Annotated in this window: 13 protein-coding genes; 4 read left to right on the top strand and 9 right to left on the bottom strand. The window is 73.9% G+C overall.

The features are described 5' to 3' along the window. Positions 1-155 precede the first annotated feature (155 nt). Positions 156-1,118, bottom strand: a complete 963-nt coding sequence (locus IE219_RS08435) for a 2-hydroxyacid dehydrogenase (RefSeq protein ID WP_189975929.1) — start codon at positions 1,116-1,118, stop codon at positions 156-158. A 74-nt stretch (positions 1,119-1,192) separates the two neighbouring features. Here IE219_RS08435 and IE219_RS08430 point away from each other — a divergent pair, with 74 nt between their 5' ends. From IE219_RS08430 to IE219_RS31630, 3 genes are all read left to right on the top strand, one after another. Beyond that, the gene (locus IE219_RS08430; RefSeq protein ID WP_189975928.1) at positions 1,193-2,194 is read left to right on the top strand and encodes an aldo/keto reductase; all 1,002 of its coding nucleotides are present in this window, start codon (positions 1,193-1,195) and stop codon (positions 2,192-2,194) included. A gap of 139 nt (positions 2,195-2,333) precedes the next feature. Next, positions 2,334-3,455 carry a PQQ-dependent sugar dehydrogenase gene (locus IE219_RS08425; protein WP_229849650.1) on the top strand — a complete coding sequence of 374 codons (1,122 nt, stop codon included), beginning with the start codon at positions 2,334-2,336 and terminating at the stop codon, positions 3,453-3,455. 3 nt (positions 3,456-3,458) lie between these two features. Then, complete coding sequence (locus IE219_RS31630; RefSeq protein WP_308434014.1) at positions 3,459-3,860, top strand: DUF6191 domain-containing protein; 402 nt, start codon at positions 3,459-3,461, stop codon at positions 3,858-3,860. Here IE219_RS31630 and IE219_RS08420 read toward each other — a convergent pair. From IE219_RS08420 to IE219_RS08390, 7 genes are all read right to left on the bottom strand, one after another. Continuing rightward, positions 3,744-6,770 (bottom strand): helix-turn-helix transcriptional regulator, encoded by a 3,027-nt coding sequence (locus IE219_RS08420; protein ID WP_189975988.1) that lies wholly within the window; start codon positions 6,768-6,770, stop codon positions 3,744-3,746. The two genes, IE219_RS31630 and IE219_RS08420, sit on opposite strands and share 117 nt — an antisense overlap. A gap of 34 nt (positions 6,771-6,804) precedes the next feature. Continuing rightward, positions 6,805-6,975, bottom strand: a complete 171-nt coding sequence (locus tag IE219_RS08415; RefSeq protein ID WP_189975927.1) for a hypothetical protein — start codon at positions 6,973-6,975, stop codon at positions 6,805-6,807. A 142-nt stretch (positions 6,976-7,117) separates the two neighbouring features. Then, positions 7,118-7,696, bottom strand: coding sequence for a GNAT family N-acetyltransferase (locus tag IE219_RS08410; RefSeq protein WP_189975926.1), 579 nt, complete (start codon positions 7,694-7,696; stop codon positions 7,118-7,120). After that, positions 7,674-10,070, bottom strand: coding sequence for an MMPL family transporter (locus tag IE219_RS08405; protein WP_373298791.1), 2,397 nt, complete (start codon positions 10,068-10,070; stop codon positions 7,674-7,676). The genes IE219_RS08410 and IE219_RS08405 overlap by 23 nt, the downstream gene beginning before the upstream one ends. A 140-nt stretch (positions 10,071-10,210) precedes the next feature. After that, positions 10,211-10,756 carry a hypothetical protein gene (locus IE219_RS08400; protein ID WP_189975925.1) on the bottom strand — a complete coding sequence of 182 codons (546 nt, stop codon included), beginning with the start codon at positions 10,754-10,756 and terminating at the stop codon, positions 10,211-10,213. 32 nt (positions 10,757-10,788) lie between these two features. After that, the gene (locus tag IE219_RS08395; RefSeq protein WP_189975924.1) at positions 10,789-13,056 is read right to left on the bottom strand and encodes a DUF6571 family protein; all 2,268 of its coding nucleotides are present in this window, start codon (positions 13,054-13,056) and stop codon (positions 10,789-10,791) included. A gap of 49 nt (positions 13,057-13,105) precedes the next feature. Then, the gene (locus tag IE219_RS08390; protein WP_189975923.1) at positions 13,106-13,528 is read right to left on the bottom strand and encodes a hypothetical protein; all 423 of its coding nucleotides are present in this window, start codon (positions 13,526-13,528) and stop codon (positions 13,106-13,108) included. Between the two features lie 374 nt (positions 13,529-13,902). On the opposite strand from IE219_RS08390, the gene IE219_RS08385 reads away from it, so the two are divergent. After that, complete coding sequence (locus IE219_RS08385) at positions 13,903-16,017, top strand: protein kinase domain-containing protein (RefSeq protein WP_189975922.1); 2,115 nt, start codon at positions 13,903-13,905, stop codon at positions 16,015-16,017. Positions 16,018-16,099: 82 nt separating this feature from the next. Here the strand turns inward: IE219_RS08385 and gatB are convergent, their stop codons facing one another. Further along, the gene (gene gatB, locus IE219_RS08380; protein WP_189975921.1) at positions 16,100-17,611 is read right to left on the bottom strand and encodes an Asp-tRNA(Asn)/Glu-tRNA(Gln) amidotransferase subunit GatB; all 1,512 of its coding nucleotides are present in this window, start codon (positions 17,609-17,611) and stop codon (positions 16,100-16,102) included. Positions 17,612-17,625: the final 14 nt, after the last annotated feature.

The following is a 17,625-nucleotide window of genomic DNA, read 5'->3' as shown; positions in this document are numbered from 1 at the left end:
TCTGATGTCCCGTCACTTCGCTCCCCAGCGTCAGCCCGTACACGACGCAGTCCCCCGATCCCGGACGATACACCAGGACCGTCACTCAGGGACAGGGGCAGACCACTCTGCGTGACTGTCGGGGGTGTGCGCCGGGGTGCGCCGGCGGCCGGGGATCAGGTGACGCGCAGGACGTTGACCAGGTCCTCCCCCGCCGCGAAGCGCGCGACCTGCGCCGCGATCAGCCGCTTCGCCCGCGGCATGAAGGCGGAGGTGGAGCCGCCCACGTGCGGGGTGACGAGGACGCCGGGAGCATGCCACAACGGGTGCCCGGCCGGCAGCGGTTCGGGGTCGGTGACGTCGAGCGCCGCCGTGATCCGTCCGCTCTCCACCTCCTTGAGCAGCGCCTCGGTGTCCACCACCGGGCCCCGGGCGACGTTGACGAGCAGGGCGCCGTCCTTCATCCGGGCGAGGAAGCCCGCGTCGGCCAGGTGCCGGGTCTCGGGGGTGAGCGGGGTGGAGAGGACCACCACGTCCGCCTCGGGCAGGAGGGCGGGCAGGTCGGCGAGCGCGTGCACGGGGCCGCGGGCGGTGGTGCGCGCGGAGCGTGCGACGCGTGCCACCCGCGCGCACTCGAAGGGTGCGAGCCGGTCCTCGATGGCCGCGCCGATCGATCCGTACCCGACGATGAGGACGGACTTGTCGGCGAGCGCCGGATAGAAGCCGTCCCGCCACTCCTCGGCGTCCTGGCCGCGCACGAAGCGCGGGATGCCCCGCAGCGAGGCCAGGATCAGGGCGAGCGTGAGTTCGGCGGTGCTGGCCTCGTGGACGCCCTTGGCGTTGCAGACCGAGACGCCGGGGGCGAGCGCGCCGAGGCCGGGGACGACGTGGTCGATGCCGGCGGAGAGGGTCTGGACGACGCGCAGCGAGGTCATCGCGGCGAGCGGCCGGACCGCGACCGCGGAGCCCTTCATGTACGGGACGACGTAGAAGGCGCAACGGGCGGGATCGGCCGGGAAGTCGGGGCCGCCGTCCCAGAAGCGGTAGTCCAGACCCGACGCGCCCGGGTCGGGCAGGCCGTCGATCTCGTCGGCCGGGATCGGAAGCCACACGTCAGCGGTGGTGGGTGCGAGTCTCATGACCGGGAGGCTATGCGAAGAATCCCGCACGCCATTGGTTACTTTGGGGGTGGCACAAGGAGGGGTGGCGGCACGTGGAGCGCAGGACTATCGGGGCGGCGGCGCTCGACGTGGGGGCGGTGGGGCTCGGCTGCATGCCGATGCACTGGGCCTACAGCCGTTCGGAGCAGCGGGGCGACCGGTCGCTGCGGGCCGCGCACGCGGCGCTCGACGCCGGGGTGAGCCTGCTCGACACCGCCGACATGTACGGCCCGTTCACCAACGAGCTGCTGCTGGGGCGGGTGGTGAAGGAGCGTCGGGCGGACGTCTTCGTGTCGACGAAGTGCGGACTGCTCGTCGGCGACGGGCACGTGGTCGCCAACGGCAGGCCGGCGTACGTGCGCCGGGCCTGCGACGCCTCGCTGCGGCGGCTCCAGACGGACGTCATCGACCTGTACCTGCTGCACCGCGCGGACCCGGAGGTCCCGGTGGAGGAGACCTGGGGGGCGCTGGCGGGGCTGGTGGCGGCGGGCAAGGTGCGGGCGCTCGGGCTGAGCGCGGTCGGGGTGCGGCGCGGCCGGCGCGCGCCCGCCGGTGACCTGTATGAGGGAACGATCCGTCAGCTGTCCCGGGTGCAGCAGGTGTTCCCGGTCGCGGCGGTCCAGGCCGAGCTGTCGGTGTGGGCGCCGGAGGCGCGGGAGCGGCTGCTGCCGTGGTGCGCGGCGCGCGGGATCGGGGTGCTGGCGGCGATGCCGCTGGGCAGCGGTTTCCTGACCGGGACGCTGACGCCGGGCGGCGGCTTCGAGCCGGACGACCCGCGGGCCCGGCACCCGCGCTTCACCGCCGAGATGATGGCGGCCAACCAGCCGCTGGTGGCCGGGCTGCGGCGGGTGGCCGCGCGGCACGGCGCGGAGGTCACGGCGGCGCAGGTGGCGCTGGCCTGGGTGCTGGCGCAGGGCCGGCACGTGGTGCCGGTGCCGGGCACGAAGCGGGCCCGGTGGGCGGTGGAGAACGCCGGGGCGGCCGGCCTGCGGCTGACCCCGAAGGACCTGGCGGAGATCGAGGCGCTGCCGGCGGCCCGGGGGTCCTGGGACTAGTCCCTGTCCGGTGGATCTTCGCGGGACAGGCCACAGGCCCGCCCCCTGCCGCGGGGGAGGCGGGCGGTGTATCAAGGGCGGGATGACCGCTCGTACCGCCGAACCGTCGTAGCGTCGTACCGCCGAAGGGGTCCGTCCCGTGAACCGTCCTGTGGTGCTGAAGGCCCTGTCGGGTGTCGTCGCGCTGATGTGCGCGGTGGGCTGTTCCGGGGGCGGCGGGGGTGACGGAGGGCGTCCCGCCTCCGGGGCTCCGTCCTCCTCCCCCGCCGGTTCCTCCGCCTCCGCCGGGAAGGGGCGGGTGGCGGTGGCCGGGACGCTGGCCGAGGGGCTCGACTCGCCCTGGGGGCTGGCCGCGCTGCCCGGCGGCGACCTGCTGGTCTCCTCGCGGGACGGGCGGACGGTCACCCGGGTGGCCGGGGAGGGCGGTGCGAAGACCCCGCTGGGCGAGGTGCCGGGGGTGGTGCCGGGCGGCGAGGGCGGGCTGCTGGGCCTGGCGGTGCGGGAGGGGTGGGTGTACGCGTACCTCACCTCGGGCACGGACAACCGGATCGTGCGGATGCGGTACGGCGGCGGGGCCGGGGACCGGCTCGGGGCGCCGGAGCCCGTGCTCACCGGCATCCCCAGGGGCAGGATCCACGACGGCGGGCGGATCGCCTTCGGCCCGGACGGGATGCTGTACGCGGGGACCGGCGAGACCGGCGAGACGGGGCTCGCGCAGGACCGGGCGTCGCTGGGCGGGAAGATCCTGCGGATGACGCCGGACGGAAGGCCCGCGCCCGGGAATCCCTTCCCCGGCTCGGTCGTCTACTCCTATGGGCACCGGAACGTGCAGGGGCTCGCGTGGGACGCGGACGGGCGGCTGTGGGCCGCCGAGTTCGGGCAGGACACGTGGGACGAGCTGAACCTGATCGCGCCGGGGCGGAACTACGGCTGGCCGGTGGTCGAGGGGACGGCGGGGCGCGCGGGCTTCACGGACCCGGTGGCGCAGTGGCCGACCTCGGACGCCTCGCCGAGCGGGATCGCGTACGCGCGGGGCGCGATCTGGATGGCGGGGCTGCGCGGCGAGCGGCTGTGGCGGATCGGCCTGGCGGGCGCGGAGCGGTCCGGGGAGCCGGAGGCGTTCCTGCACGGGGAGTACGGGCGGCTGCGGACGGTCCTCGCGGACGGGGACGGGCGGCTGTGGCTGACGACGAGCGAGACCGACGGCCGGGGCACGCCCGGCCCCGGCGACGACAGGATCCTCCGGCTGGAGGTGACGTGAGGAGTGGGCGTGTTCGGTGGACTGGACGAGTTCTTCGCGCCGGGGCGCCGGCACGCCGAGGAGGAGCGGCGGCGCCTGGCCCTGACCCGCGAGGACGCGGGCGACGCCGACCCGTCGCGCGGCCCGATAGACCTCTCCTCGGGCCGCGTGACGATACGGGTGCCGGGTTCGGGCGCGGAGCCGGGGGCGGTCCCTGGCACGGAGCCGGGCAGGGGTACGGGGGCGGGCGCGGAGCCGGGGACGGACGCGGGCGCGGCACCCGGCTCGGCGGCGGGCGGGGGCGCGGGGTCAGTCGGGGGTGGTGAGGAGGTGGAGGCGGTGGGCCAGGGCGGCGGCTTCGCCCCGGCCGGAGACGCCGAGCTTGGCAAGGATGTTCGAGACGTGGACGCTGGCGGTCTTCGGTGAGATGAAGAGTTCCCCGGCGATCTGCCGGTTGCTGCGGCCGGCCGCGACCAGGGCCAGCACGTCCCGCTCGCGCGGGGTGAGGCCGAAGCCGTCGCCGGGCCGCGCCGGGGCGCCGGGGGCGTCCCCGGCGGTGAGGGAGAGCCGGGCGCGGGCGGCGAGGAGTTCGGTGTCCTCGCTCAGCGGGCGGGCGCCGAGGGCGGTGGCGACGGCGTGGGCCTGCCGCAGCAGGGCGGCGGCCTCCTCCCGGCGGCCCCCCTCGGCCAGCAGGACGTCGGCGAGCCGGTGGCGGGCGCGGGCCAGCTGGTGGGGCCGGTCGAGCGGGGTCCACGCCTCGACGGCCTCGGCCCAGCGGGCGGAGGTCTCGCGGTCCTCGGCGCGGGCGAGCTCCTCGGCGACCTGGACCGCGTGGGCGGCCCAGACGGGCGCGGGGGTGGCGAGGGCGCGGACGCAGCGGCGGAGCGCGGCGAGGGCGTCGGCGCGGCCGTCCTCGGCGGCGGGCAGGCCCCGGGCGTCGGCCTCGGCGGTGGCGGCGGCGAGGACGAGGGGCCAGCCGTAGCGGTGGGTGCCGGGCGGGAAGCCGGTGCCGGCGGCGGTGGCGATCCGGTCCCGGACCTCGGCGAGGCGGCCCCCGGCGGCGGCGAGGGCGACCGCGGTGGCGGCCAGGGGCAGGGTGTACTGCGGGATGGGGTCGCGGCTGCCGTAGACGGCGGCGGCCTCGGCGAGGTGGCGGGCGGCGGTGGCGGTCTCGCCGCGGTCGGCGGCGATCTGGGCGAGCCGGAGGTGGGCGGAGCCGCGGGGCTTGGTGCTGGTGGCGGAGGCGAGGAGGCGTTCGGCCTCGGCGCGGGCCTCGTCCCAGCGGCCGAGGGACTGGAGGGACTCGGCCTTGTTCCCGCGGAGCCAGGCGGTGGAGTCGACGAGGCCGCGGGTGCGGGCCAGTTCGATGCCGGCGTCGGCGAGGGCGACGGCCTCGGCGGAGCGGCCGAGGGATTCGAGGGCGGAGACGATGTTGATGTGGGCGCGGGCGGCCTCGTGGAAGTGGCCGAGGGCGGTGGTCCGTTCGCGTACGGCGTGCATCTCGGCGAGGCCCGCGTCGCGTTCGCCCGCGGCGACCATGATGGTGCCGAGGGTGAGGCGGGCGTTGAGCTCGGTGGCTTCGGCGCGGACCAGGCGGGCGTACTCGACGGCGCGTTCGGCGGCGGCGAGGGAGTCGGGTCCGGGGTTGCGGAGCATGCCCCAGCCGGCGGCGCCGGCGAGGACGACGGCGTGCACGGCGGACGGCGGGAGGCCCTTGACGAGTTCCTGGGCGCGGGCGATCTCGGCCCAGCCGTCGCCGCGGCCCAGGGTGGACTGGAGGCGGGCCTGCTCGGTCCAGAACCAGGCGGCGCGCAGGGGGTCGTGCTCTTCTTCGTCGTCGAGCAGCCGGAGGGCCATCTTGCCGATCTTGAGGGCGCGTTCGCGTTCGCCGCAGAGGCGGGCGGCGACGGCGGCCTCGGCGAGCAGGTCGAGGCGGCTGAGCGGGGTGGTGTCCGGGTCGCAGCCGCAGGGCGGGTAGGACTCGGCGTAGTCGACGGGGCGGAGGGCGGCGCGGACCTCGGCGGGGGCCTCGTCCCAGAGTTCCATGGCCCGCTCCAGGAGGCGGAGCCGTTCGGCGTGGGCGTGGCGCTTGCGGGTGGCGACGGCGGCGTCGAGGACGGCGGGCAGCGCCTTGGCCGGGTCGTGGGCGTGGTACCAGTACGTGGCGAGGCGGGTGGCCCGCTCGTCGGGGCGGACGAGGCCGGGGTCGGCTTCGAGGGCCTCGGCGTAGCGGCGGTTGAGGCGGGAGCGTTCGCCGGGCAGCAGGTCGTCGCTGACGGCCTCACGGACCAGGGAGTGGCGGAAGCGGTAGCCGTCGCCGTCGGGGACGGCGAGGAGGATGTTGGCGCCGACGGCGGCGCGCAGGGCCTCGATGAGGTCGTCCTCGGTGAGCCGGGCGGTGGCGGCGAGGAGCCCGTACTCGACGGTGGAGCCGCCCTCGGCGACGATCCGGGCGACCCGCTGGGCGTCCTCGGGGAGGGTCTCGACGCGGACCAGGAGGAGGTCGCGGAGGGAGTCACTGAGGGGGCCGGTGCCTTCGCGGCAGCTGCGGGAGGCGGCGAGTTCCTCGACGAAGAAGGCGTTGCCGTCGGAGCGCTCGAAGATCTCCTCGGCGAGGGCGGGCCCGGGGTCGGCGGCGAGGATGCCGGTGAGCTGGCGGTGCACCTCGGCGCGGGTGAAGCGGGCGAGCTCGATGCGGCGGATGGTGCGCATCCGGTCGAGTTCGGCGAGGAGGGGGCGGAGCGGGTGGCGGCGGTGGATGTCGTCGGCGCGGTAGGTGGCGACGACCACGACGCGGCCCCGGTGGAGGGTGCGCAGGAGGTAGGTGAGGAGGTGGCGGGTGGAGGCGTCGGCCCAGTGCAGGTCCTCCAGGACGAGGACGAGGGTGCGGTCGGCGGCGAGCCGTTCGAGGAGGCGGACGGTGAGTTCGAAGAGGCGGGCGGTGGCGTCCTCGTCGGAGGGGTCGGGGCCGCCGGGGTCGCCGAGTTCGGGCAGCAGCCGGGCGAGTTCGCCCTCCTGGCCGTCGGCGGCGGCGGCGAGTTCGGCGGGGAGGACGCGGCGGAGGGTGCGCAGGGCGGTCGCGAAGGGGGCGAAGGGGAGGCCGTCGGCGCCGAGCTCGACGCAGCCGCCGAGGGCGACGACGGCCCCGGCGGCGCGGGCCGCGTCGAGGAACTCCTCGACCAGCCGGGTCTTGCCGACCCCCGCCTCGCCGCCGACGAGGAGCGCCTGGGGCTCTCCCGCGGTCGCGCGGGAGAGCGCCTCGGTGAGGGCGGTGAGTTCGCCGGCGCGGCCGACGAAGACGGGGCTGACGGACCTGGTCTCCACGGCGCCGAGCATCGCACAGGCGGCCGGTGCGCTTGTCATGTGGGGGTCACGCGGTGGTGGCGTAGCGGTCCTTCCCGGTACTCGCCTCCCGTTCGGATTCCCGGCCGGCGGTCCGGCGGCCCCGGGCGGCGCGGGCGGCCTCCCGGCCGAGGCGCTGGGCGGCGGCCTCGCGGACGAGTTCGGCGTGCTCGGCGCGGTGGAGTTCGTAGACGAACACGGGGTGCTCCCTGGGGTGCGGCGTCGGTGTCGGTATCGCTTTTCGCGATGCCTTCACCTTCCTCGCCCAGGGGGTGCCGGAGCATCGGGCGGGTGCCGCATGTTCGGGCCCCGGGGGGCCTTAGGCCGGGTGCCGGGGGTCCTTAGGCGCCCCGTACGCCTGAAGGAACCCCCCGGGCGGCCCGCCATTCGGGGGCGAGGACGGCCCAGACCTCGGTGTCGGTGCGGACGCCCCGGTGCGGGTAGTTCTCCCGCAGGACGCCCTCGCGGGTCATGCCGAGGCGGCGGGCGACGGCGATGCTGGGGGCGTTCTCCGAGGAGGCCAGCCATTCGACGCGGTGGAGGCCGCGGACCTCGACGACCCAGTCGATCAGGAGCCGGCAGGCCCGGGTGATCAGGCCGCGTCCGGCGGCGGACGGCTCCAGCCAGCAGCCGGCCTCGGCGGTGCCCGCGGCGACGTCCATGGTGCGCAGGAGGACGCCGCCGACGAGGGTGCCGTCGCTCCAGATGCCGTACAGGCGGCCGGTGTCGCTCGCGGCCTTGTCGGCGTAGGCGCGGAGGAAGGCGCGGGCGGAGTCGAGGTCGTGGACGGCGTCGGCGAGGGCGATGTGCTCGCCGACGAACTCCCGGCCCCGGTCCATGTGGGCGAGGAACTCCTCGGCCTGCCACGGCTCCAGCGGCCGCAGCTCGGCGCCGTCGTCACCCAGCGATGTCGCGAACATCGTCGTTCTCCTCCGTGGTCGGTACGGTCGAGCGCTGCCCGGGAATCCTCGCACGGGCGTCCGCCTCCGGGACGGCCGTACGGACATCGGTACGGGCTCCGGCGGCGGCTTCCGTACGGGCTCCGGTGCGGCCGTCCCGGGCCGCGGGGGCTCCGGCGGCTTCCGTACCGGCGGCGTCCGTGGACCCGGTCGTGCGGTCGCCGTCGCGGGCGTCGGCGGCGGCCCGGCACTCGGGCGGCTCGATGCTGATGCGGGGCAGGACGCGGTCGAGCCCCTTCGGCAGCCACCAGTTCGCGCCGCCGAGCAGGTGCATGAGGGCGGGCACGAGGAGGGTCCGCAGGACGAAGGCGTCGAGGGCGACGGCGGCGGCCAGCGCGATGCCGAACATGGCGATGACCCGGTCGCCGGAGAGGACGAAGGCGAGGAAGACCGCGATCATGATGACCGCCGCGGAGTTGATCACCCGGCTGGTCTCGGCGAGGCCGACCCGGACGGCCCGCCGGTTGTCGCCGGTCTCCAGCCACTCCTCGTACATCCGGCTGACCAGGAAGACCTGGTAGTCCATGGAGAGGCCGAAGAGGACCGAGACCATGATCACCGGGAGGAAGGGTTCGATCGGGCCCGCGCTGCCCAGGCCGAGGAGCTCGGCGCCCCAGCCCCACTGGAAGACCGCGACGACGATCCCGAAGGCGGCGGCGACGGCCGCGACGTTCATCGCGGCGGCCTTGAGCGGGATGCCGATCGACCGGAAGGCCAGCAGCAGGAGCAGGCAGCCGAGGGTGACGACGGCGCCGACGAACAGCGGCAGCTTGCCGACGACGACCTCGGCGAAGTCGTCGTACGAGGCGGTGATGCCGCCGACGTGCACCTCCAGGGAGGTGCCGTCCGCCACGGTGGGGATCACGTCCTGGCGGAGCCGGTCGACGAGGTCGCTGGTGTCCCGGGACTGCGGCGCGGAGTCGGGCACGACGGTGAGCAGGGCGGTGTCACCGGCGGCGTTGTAGGTGACCGGGGAGACCTCGGCGACGCCCTTGGCCGCCGAGAGCGCGGCCGGCAGCCGGTCGAGGGCGAGCCGGTCGTCGGCGCCGTCGATGCCCGCGACGAGGGTGAGGGGGCCGTTGACGCCGGGGCCGAAGCCGTCGGCGAGCAGGTCGTACGCCTGCCGGGTGGTGGCGGAGGCCGGGTTGTTGCCCTGGTCGGAGGTGCCCAGGTGGAGCGAGAGGGTGGGCAGCGCGAGGACCGTCATGACGACGGCGGCGACCGCCCCCAGCAGCTTCGGGTGCCGCTCGACGAAGGCGGACCAGCGGGCCGCGAGACCGGTCGGCGACTCGGGCCGGGGGCCGTGCTCGGCGAGGACGCGGCGCTCGCGCCGGGACAGGGCGCGCGGCCCGATGTACGCGAGCAGCGCGGGCAGCAGGGTGACCGAGGCGGCGACGGTGAGGACCACGGTGAGCGAGGCCGCGATCGCGACGCCGTTGAGGAAGCTCAGCCGGAGGATGAGCATGCCGAGGAGGGCGATGCAGACGGTGGCACCGGCGAAGACCACGGCGCGGCCGGTGGTGGCCACGGCCGTCTCGGCGGCCTCGGGGACCCCCAGGCCGCGTTTGAGGCCCTTGCGGTGCCGGGTGACGATGAACAGCGCGTAGTCGATGCCGACGCCGAGGCCGATGAGCATGCCGAGCATGGGCGCGAAGTCCGCGACCGTCATCAGGTGGCCCAGGAGCACGATGCCCGAGGCGGCGATGCCCACGCTGACCAGGGCGGTCGCGATCGGCAGCAGGGAGGCGGCGAGGGAGCCGAAGGCCAGGAAGAGGACGATCGCGGCGACCGCGACCCCGACCGCCTCGGACAGATGCGCGCCGGGGGCCTCGGTGAGGGCGACGGCGCTGCCGCCGAGCTCGACCCGCAGGCCGTCCGTCTGCGCCGCCTTCGCCGTGTCGACGAGGGCGCGGGCCTGCTCGACGGGGATGTCGTCGGCCTGCTCGCGGAAGGTGACGGTGGCGTACGCGGTCCGGCCGTCCTCGCTGACCTGGCCCCGGGCCGCCCGGTCGCCGTACGGGGAGGTGACGGCGGCGACGCCGGGCAGCCCCGCCACCTTCTCCAGCACGGGCCCGATCCGCTCCTGCACGGCGTCGGCGCGGACGCTGCCACGCTCGGTGTGCCAGACGATCGTGTCGGTGTCGCCGCCGAGGCCCTGGAAGCCCCGGTCGAGGAGCGCGGTGGCGCGCCCCGACTCGGTGCCGGGGGCCTCGTAGTCGTTGGAGTACGCGCTGCCGGCGAAGGCGGCGGCGCCGCCGACCCCGACCAGCGCGAGGAACCACAGGAGGACGACGACGAGACGGTGCCGGACGCACCATCGGGCGATGGCTGCCAATGGACGTGCTCCCTGCTGGATCGGTGCTCGCGGCCCACTGTCGCAGCCAAACGTGATCGTTTGCCCGTTTCGTGGCGATCCTCACAGGGGTACGGGGAAGGTCCCGACCCGTCACGTAATGTCATGCACAGGGAAGCCCGTTACGAGGCGGCTCCGGCAGGGCACTTCAGCTCGCGCTGGGCGAAGGCGACCAGTTCCTTCATGAGCTTCGGCAGGGCGGCCTGGAGCTTGCCCTCGTCGGACGGGTCGCCCACATAGATGCCCAGGTCGATGTACTTACCCGGCGTATCGGCATCCTTGGCGGGCTCGCAGACGATGTAGGAGGCGGCACCGTGGTTCCAGATGATGCCCTTCTTTCCCACGTCGAGCGGCTTGGGCTTGGCCGAGTCCACCGACCTCCAGTCGATGGAGTCCTCGAACTTCCACAGATTGGCGGTGACCTGGAACCTCGTCCTTCCGTCGATGTCGAGGGTGCAGGTCTGGGACTTGCGGTCCTCCGTGAGAGCGAAGGGCAGGCCGGACCGGGGCTGGAACTCGACCTTGTCCCCGGCGGGCAGGAAGGAAGCCACGTCGCCGCCGGTGAGCGCGCCGCCCCAGCAGACGCGCTCGGGCAGTTTCGGGGCGGCCTTCTCCTCACCGGCCGAACAGCCGGCCAGAAGACCTGCCACCACCACAGCTGTCGACATCGCCACAGCATTACGGGGAAAACGGTGCACGATCACTTCTCCTTCGAGACCCGGAGGACGGCGAAATCACGACCGATGGAGTGCGCCGAAGCCGTCTCGGTCGAAGCGGACCCCTGGTAATCCTTGATCTGCTGGTCCGTGAGCCCGGCCGCCGTCCCCGCCCGCTCCACGGCGAGCGCGGCGGAGACCTTGGCGAACTTCTCAGCCTGCGTGTAGTCCGACGCGGCTTCCCTACGGGCCGGCCCGACTGTGTCCTGCTTCGCGTTCTCCACGAGGGACTCGCTGATGTCTTCCTTGATCCAACCGATGACATCGCCACCCACCGGCAGCATCTCGATGTACTTGGCCCCGACGAGGTCGATCACGCGGTTCGCCCACTTCGAGTTCTCCGCGACGCTCTCGTTGTACTCGCTGTCCTCACGGGCCGCCGCGTCGACGACGGCCTGGGCCCGCGCCTCGCTCATCATGCCCGCGATCTCGCCGCCCGGGTGGACGGCGTTGCGCACGGCCTCGCCGGTGTCGCTGTACTTCTCCGGGTTCTGGAAGACGTCCGAGACGAGCGCCGTGGTGTACGCCTGCTGGGCGTTGGTGATCGCGCCGTACGCCTGGGGGTCCTGGCCGACCGAGCCGAGGAACTGCGCCATCACGTCCTTCTCGAACTCGGCCTTCTCACCGAAGGGCTTGATCCGCTCCGCGCCGTTCTCGGCGGTGGCCTGGAGGTCCGGCATGTACTCGGCGGCCATGTTGCCGAGGTTCGGGGCGATGCCGCTGAGCGGGCCGTCGCCGGAGGCGAGGTCCGGGGACTCGCCGATCTTCGCGACGACCTTCTCCATGACGCTGGCCATGGTCTTGGTGTGGGAGACCGACGGCGCGTCCTCGTCGCCCGGCACCCGGCCGGTGACCGCCGCCTCCAGGGCGTTGCCCATGGCCTGCTGGCCGGGGTGCTGCTCCTCGTACGAGACCATGTCGTACCAGTCGTCGGACGGCTTCTTGTCCAGCATGTAGTCGACGACGTCCTGCGCGCCCTTGCCCTTGATCGGATCGTCCTCGATGGTGACGATGCCGTCCTTGTTCGTGTCCTCGCGGATCGCGTCGTCGAAGAAGGCGGCGGAGGCGGCGGGGTTCTGCGCCATGGCCTCCATCAGGCCGGTGAGCGGGTTGAAGCCCTTGCCGCCCGTCTCGTCCAGGTTGATACGGGCCTTCATGTCCATGGGCAGGGACTCGGACCACATGCCCGGGTTCTGCTTGTCCAGGGCGACCATGTCCCGGCCGACCGCGAGCAGGAAGTCCTTGTCGTAGTCACCCTCCCTGAGGAGGCTGCCCAGCGCCTGATAGCCGTAGATCTTCGCGAAGCCGACACCGGGGACGTCGAGCTCCTTACGACCGGCCTGGAGGAGCTCCTTGGTCCATGTGATGTCGAGATGGTTCGGCGTGGACTGCTGGGTGGCCAGGCCGAGCATGGCGCCCATGTCGCCCTGGATGTTGCGGACCAGGTCGGCCCGGCTCTGGCCGGCCGGGCCGAGGGAGGTGGAGTCGAGCGCCATCGTGGCGTACGCGTCGAGGGTGCCCTCGGCGCCGACCTTCCGGAAGAACGCGGTCGCGAACTCGGGGTCGTCGCGGTTGTCGTCCATCAGGTCTTCGAGTTCCTTCAGCGCCTCCACGTTGCGCGCCGTGCCGCCGTCGCCGGTGACCTGCTTGAGGAGTTCGGCGGCCCGGTCGACCTGCTCGGCGTCGAGCGTCTTGTACTTCGGGGCGCTGAAGTTGTGGTCGTCCTTCACGTTCGCCGCGAGCGCGCGCTTCAGGGAGTCGTCGGCGTCGGAGCAGTCCTCGACGATCCGGTCTATCTTGCGCTGCCAGGAGGCGACGGCCTCCTTCTGCTTGCGCAGGGCCTCGGGGTAGTCGGGGTCGTGGCGGGCCGCCACGTCGTCCTGGAGGTCGTACCGGGGGGTGACCTTGCCCTGGGCGTCCACGTGGACGCCGGCGGCCGGGCCCTCCTCGTCCCTGATCCTGACCAGCGCGTCCTTGGCGGTCTTGAAGGAGGTGTGGGCGTCGGCGAGGATCAGCTTGATGCCCTCGGCCTGGGCCCGCGCGTCGCCGAACTCCTTGGTGGTCTTGGCGATGAAGGGCCGGGTGACGTCGGAGTTGACGCCCGCCCACTGGGCCCGGTCGGTCTTGGCCTGCATGCCGTCCCTGGCCTCGTCGGCCAGCTTCCCCAGGTCGGTGACCATCGTCGTCCAGTCGTCCACGGCCTGCTTCAGCTTGGCCACGGGCGCGTTGACCACGTCGTCGAATGTCAGCACCGTGCTTCCCCCCACGTCCTACCGCTACCGCTGTCCAGAAGGCTTCGTCTTACTTGAAGTGCTCGTCGATCTTGGACACGGCCATGAGCTCGCCCTGGATGTCCGCGTCGTCCTTGGCATGGGTCGACTTGCTGTAGTCGAGGTGGTTGGAGATCCGCGCGCAGGCGTCCAGGAGCGTGCGCAGCTGGGTGTTCCACCGGTCGTGCACCTTGAGCAGCTCCGACCCGCTGACGAAGTTGCCGTTCAGGAGGGCGATCGAGGCGTCGAAGGTCGACGGCCGGGCTTTGTCGCCGTCCTTGGACAGCCGGCCGTGCAGCAGGTACGCGTCGTGGCCGATCGCCCCGAGGTCGTCGTCGTTCACGACCAGGTCGCCCGAGCCGCCGGGCGAGGCGGGGGCTCCGTTCAACCGCATCCGGGTCGACTGCCGCTGAGCCGCCTCCGCCTTGAGGCTCTCCCACTCGTCCCAGGACATCCTGCTCCCTCGTTCGGCCGGTTCCGGCGGGGCGGGGCGGTGGCGGTGCGGGCCGGTGCGGGTCCCCTCCCCGTGCGGCCCGCGGCCGGCCGCCCGGCCGCCGTCGCGGTCCGGGCCTCTTCACCGTAGCAATACGGCCACGCGCCGCCCCCGGCGGCATCCTCCCCCGCGCCCGCCCGCCCGTGAAAGGCCCCGGTGGCACAAGCGGGGAGCCCTGCACACGATGTGCGCATCTGTGAAGCTCCCGGCCCCGGCCCGCCGCCCCCGGGGCCGGGCGCGTCGCGGCGGGCGGGGCCGCCGTCCGTCTCGGTTGACCCCGGCTCTTCCCGAACGGCAAGCTGATTCCCTGCCAACTCGGGTGTCGTGGGGGAACATTGAGCAGAACTGCACATCACATCGGGCCGGACTCCGCGCCGGACCGCTACCGGCTGCTCCGCTCGATCGGGCGCGGCGGGGAGGCGGTCCTCTATCTCGCCGAGATCGAACTCGCGGGCGGCACCGAGCCGGTCGTCGTGAAGGTCCTCGACTCCAAGACGACGATCACGCCGGAGATCTTCGAGCGGGTCAGCCGGAAGTGGAACGAGCAGGCGGAACTGCTGCGCTTCGTCAGCCGGCCGGGCGTGGTCGGGGTGCGCGAGCACTTCCAGGGCTCGCCCATCCACCGGCCCGGCGAGTCCGACACCCTCACCGGCCGGGCGCTCGTCCTCGTCATGAACCACGTCGACGGGCTCGACCTGCGCGACTGGCGGGCCGAGCGGACCCTGACCACGCCCGCCGAGCGGCGCGAGGTGATGCGGACGCTGGAGCAGCTGGCGGACGTCCTCGACTGGCTGCACTCCGGCAAGGCCACCCCGTCCGGCCGGATCGTGGTCCACGGCGACCTCTCCCCCGGCAACGTCATGGTGGACGAGCACGGCCAGGCCACCCTCGTCGACTTCGGCCTCAGCAAGCTGACCGCCGACCACCAGACCGCCGAGGTGTGGTTCACCCCGGGGTACGCGGCGCCGGAGATCTTCGAGGGGAAGCGGACCCCGGCCACCGACCGGTACGCCTTCGGGGCCATCGCCTACTTCCTGCTGAGCGGCCAGTCCCCGCCGACCGCCCCCGAGCAGCTCGCCGCCGCCCTCGGCGCGGTGCCGCAGATCGCCGGGCTGCCGGAGGAGCAGCGCCGCCGGGTGCTGGCGATCACGGCGGCCGACGCGGACCGCCGGCCGCTGTCGCTGTCCGCGTGGGTGAAGGAGGTCCGGCACGGAGTCGTCTCCACCACGACGACCTCCCGCCCGGCGGGCCCGCGCGACGCGGTGCCGCCCCTGCCGTCCGACGCCCCGGCCGCGGTGCCGCCGCTGCCCGCCGACGCCCCGGCCGGGCCGCAGGACGCCGTGCCCCCGCCGCCCGCCGGGGCCCCGGCCGTACCGCCGCCGCCGGTGGCGCCGCCGGACACCGCGCCGCAGGACGCGCCGCCCCAGGACGCCGTACCGGCCCCGCCCGCCCAGCCCCCGACGGCGACCGCCGCGCCCACGCCTCCGCCCGCTCCCGCGCCGGAGCCGGTCGCCGCGTCCGCGCCGGAACCGGCCGCCCCGGCACCGGCCGGTTTCGGGGCGCCCGTCACCCCGGCGGGCGGGTACGACGCGGGGCAGGGCCCGTACGGGCCGCCGACCGCCGGTGTCCCCGCGTACGGCACCCCGGGCCACGGCACCCCCGCGTACGGGAACCCGCCCTACGGCGACCAGGCGTACGGCGCCCCGGGCCACGGGCATCCGACGGCGGGCACGGCGGCCGTCGGCGCGCCGACCGGGCCGCAGCCGTCCGCGCCGCGCAAGGGCCGCAAGGGGCTCGTGACCGGTTCCGTCGCCGGGGTCCTCCTGATCGCCGTCCTCGCGGTGGTCGGCGTGCAGCTGCTCGCCAAGAAGGACGCCGGGGAGGCGGGCGCCAAGGGCGCGGGTTCCGGAACCCCGACCGCCCCCACGACCACGGAGCAGCCCTCCGCCGACCCCTCCACCGAGCAGCCGACGGAGGAGCCCGGCACGGAGCCCGCATCGGAGGAACCGACCGATCCCGCCACCAGCGGCAGCCCGTCGGTCGCCCCCGGCGCCGTACCGGACGCCACCGAGGCCGACCTGACCACGCTCGCCTCCGTCAGCGACCCGGACGACTTCGAGATCGGCAGCTCCAAGATCAACACGAAGGAGTACGGCTCCGCCCTGATCGGCGACTGCTACGGCGGCGCCTACGTCGAGTACGACCTCAACCGGGAGTGGAAGACCTTCCGGTTCACGGCCGGCGTCGACGACGGCTCCCGCATCGAGACCGCGCGGATCGTCGTCTCCATCGACGACAAGCCCGCCCTCTTCAACGAGACCGTGCACCTCGGCAAGCCGATCGCCGCCTCCCTGAAGGTCGAGGGCGCCCTGCGGCTGCGGCTCAAGGTCGAGGCGACCTGCACCGACTCCGGCAACGGCGTCATCGCCGCCCCGATGCTGCTGCGCTGACCCGCCCGGCACCGCCGAAGGGGGTGGCCCCGCACCGGAACTCCGGTGCGGGGCCACCCCCTTGGTGCGTACGGGAAGCGGATCAGCCCTCGCTGACGCCCAGCTTCTCCAGGATCAGGTCCTTGACCTTCGCCGCGTCGGCCTGGCCACGGGTGGCCTTCATGACCGCGCCGACCAGCGCGCCGACCGCCGCGACCTTGCCGCCGCGGATCTTGTCCGCGATGGCCGCGTTGCCCGCGATGGCCTCGTCGACGGCCGTGCCGAGCGCGCCGTCGTCGGAGACGACCTTCAGACCGCGCTTCTCGACGACCTCGTCCGGCGCGCCCTCGCCCGCGAGGACGCCCTCGATGACCTGGCGGGCCAGCTTGTCGTTGAGGTCGCCGCCCGCCACCAGGGCCGAGACCCGGGCGACGTCCGCCGGCGTGATGGGCAGCTCCTCCAGGGAGACGCCCTTCTCGTTGGCGTTGCGGGCGAGCTCGCCCATCCACCACTTGCGCGCGGAGGCCGCGTCGGCGCCCGCCTCGACGGTGGCGACGATCGCGTCGACCGCGCCCGCGTTGAGGATGGACTGCATCTCCTGCTCGGAGACGCCCCACTCCTCGCGCAGCCGGTTGCGGCGCACCCGGGGCAGCTCGGGCAGCCCCGCGCGCAGCTCCTCGACCCACGCGCGGGCCGGGGCGACCGGGACCAGGTCCGGCTCCGGGAAGTAGCGGTAGTCCTCGGCGTTGTCCTTGATGCGGCCGGAGGTGGTGGAGCCGTCGTCCTCGTGGAAGTGACGGGTCTCCTGGATGATCGTGCCGCCGGACTCCAGGACCGCCGCGTGCCGCTGGATCTCGAAGCGCGCCGCCCGCTCCACGGAGCGCAGCGAGTTGACGTTCTTCGTCTCCGAGCGGGTGCCGAAGGTCGTGGTGCCGTTCGGCCGCAGCGACAGGTTGACGTCGCAGCGCATCTGGCCCTTGTCCATGCGCGCCTCGGAGACGCCCAGGGCGCGGATCAGCTCGCGCAGCTCGGCCACGTACGCCTTGGCGACCTCGGGGGCCCGCTCGCCCGCGCCCTCGATCGGCTTGGTGACGATCTCGATGAGCGGGATGCCGGCCCGGTTGTAGTCGAGCAGCGAGTGCGAGGCGCCGTGGATGCGGCCGGTCGCGCCACCGATGTGGGTGGACTTGCCGGTGTCCTCCTCCATGTGGGCGCGCTCGATCTCCACGCGGAAGACCTCGCCGTCCTCCAGCTGGACGTCCAGGTAGCCGTTGAAGGCGATCGGCTCGTCGTACTGGGAGGTCTGGAAGTTCTTCGGCATGTCCGGATAGAAGTAGTTCTTCCGGGCGAAGCGGCACCACTCGGCGATCTCGCAGTGCAGCGCGAGGCCGATCTTGATGGCGGACTCGACGCCGATCTCGTTGACGACCGGCAGGGCGCCGGGCAGGCCGAGACAGGTCGGGCAGGTCTGCGCGTTGGGCTCGGCGCCCAGCTCGGTCGAGCAGCCGCAGAACATCTTGGTCTTCGTGCCGAGCTCGACATGGACCTCCAGGCCCATGACGGGGTCGTACGAGGCCAGTGCCGCCTCGTACGACAGCAGTTCAGTGACAGTCACGGTGGAACTTTCCC

The sequence above is a fragment of the Streptomyces termitum genome (assembly GCF_014650175.1).
In the GTDB taxonomy this organism is placed as follows: domain Bacteria; phylum Actinomycetota; class Actinomycetes; order Streptomycetales; family Streptomycetaceae; genus Streptomyces; species Streptomyces termitum.
This window is presented reverse-complemented; position numbering and strand designations above follow the sequence as displayed.

Excerpts from the sequence above, each read along its gene's own strand:
- IE219_RS08390 (WP_189975923.1), bottom strand. The coding sequence starts at position 13,528 with ATGTCCTGGGACGAGTGGGAGAGCCTCAAGGCGGAGGCGGCTCAGCGG.
- IE219_RS08410 (WP_189975926.1), bottom strand. The coding sequence starts at position 7,696 with ATGTTCGCGACATCGCTGGGTGACGACGGCGCCGAGCTGCGGCCGCTG.
- IE219_RS08400 (WP_189975925.1), bottom strand. The coding sequence starts at position 10,756 with ATGTCGACAGCTGTGGTGGTGGCAGGTCTTCTGGCCGGCTGTTCGGCC.
- IE219_RS08420 (WP_189975988.1), bottom strand. The coding sequence starts at position 6,770 with ATGCTCGGCGCCGTGGAGACCAGGTCCGTCAGCCCCGTCTTCGTCGGC.
- IE219_RS08435 (WP_189975929.1), bottom strand. The coding sequence starts at position 1,118 with ATGAGACTCGCACCCACCACCGCTGACGTGTGGCTTCCGATCCCGGCC.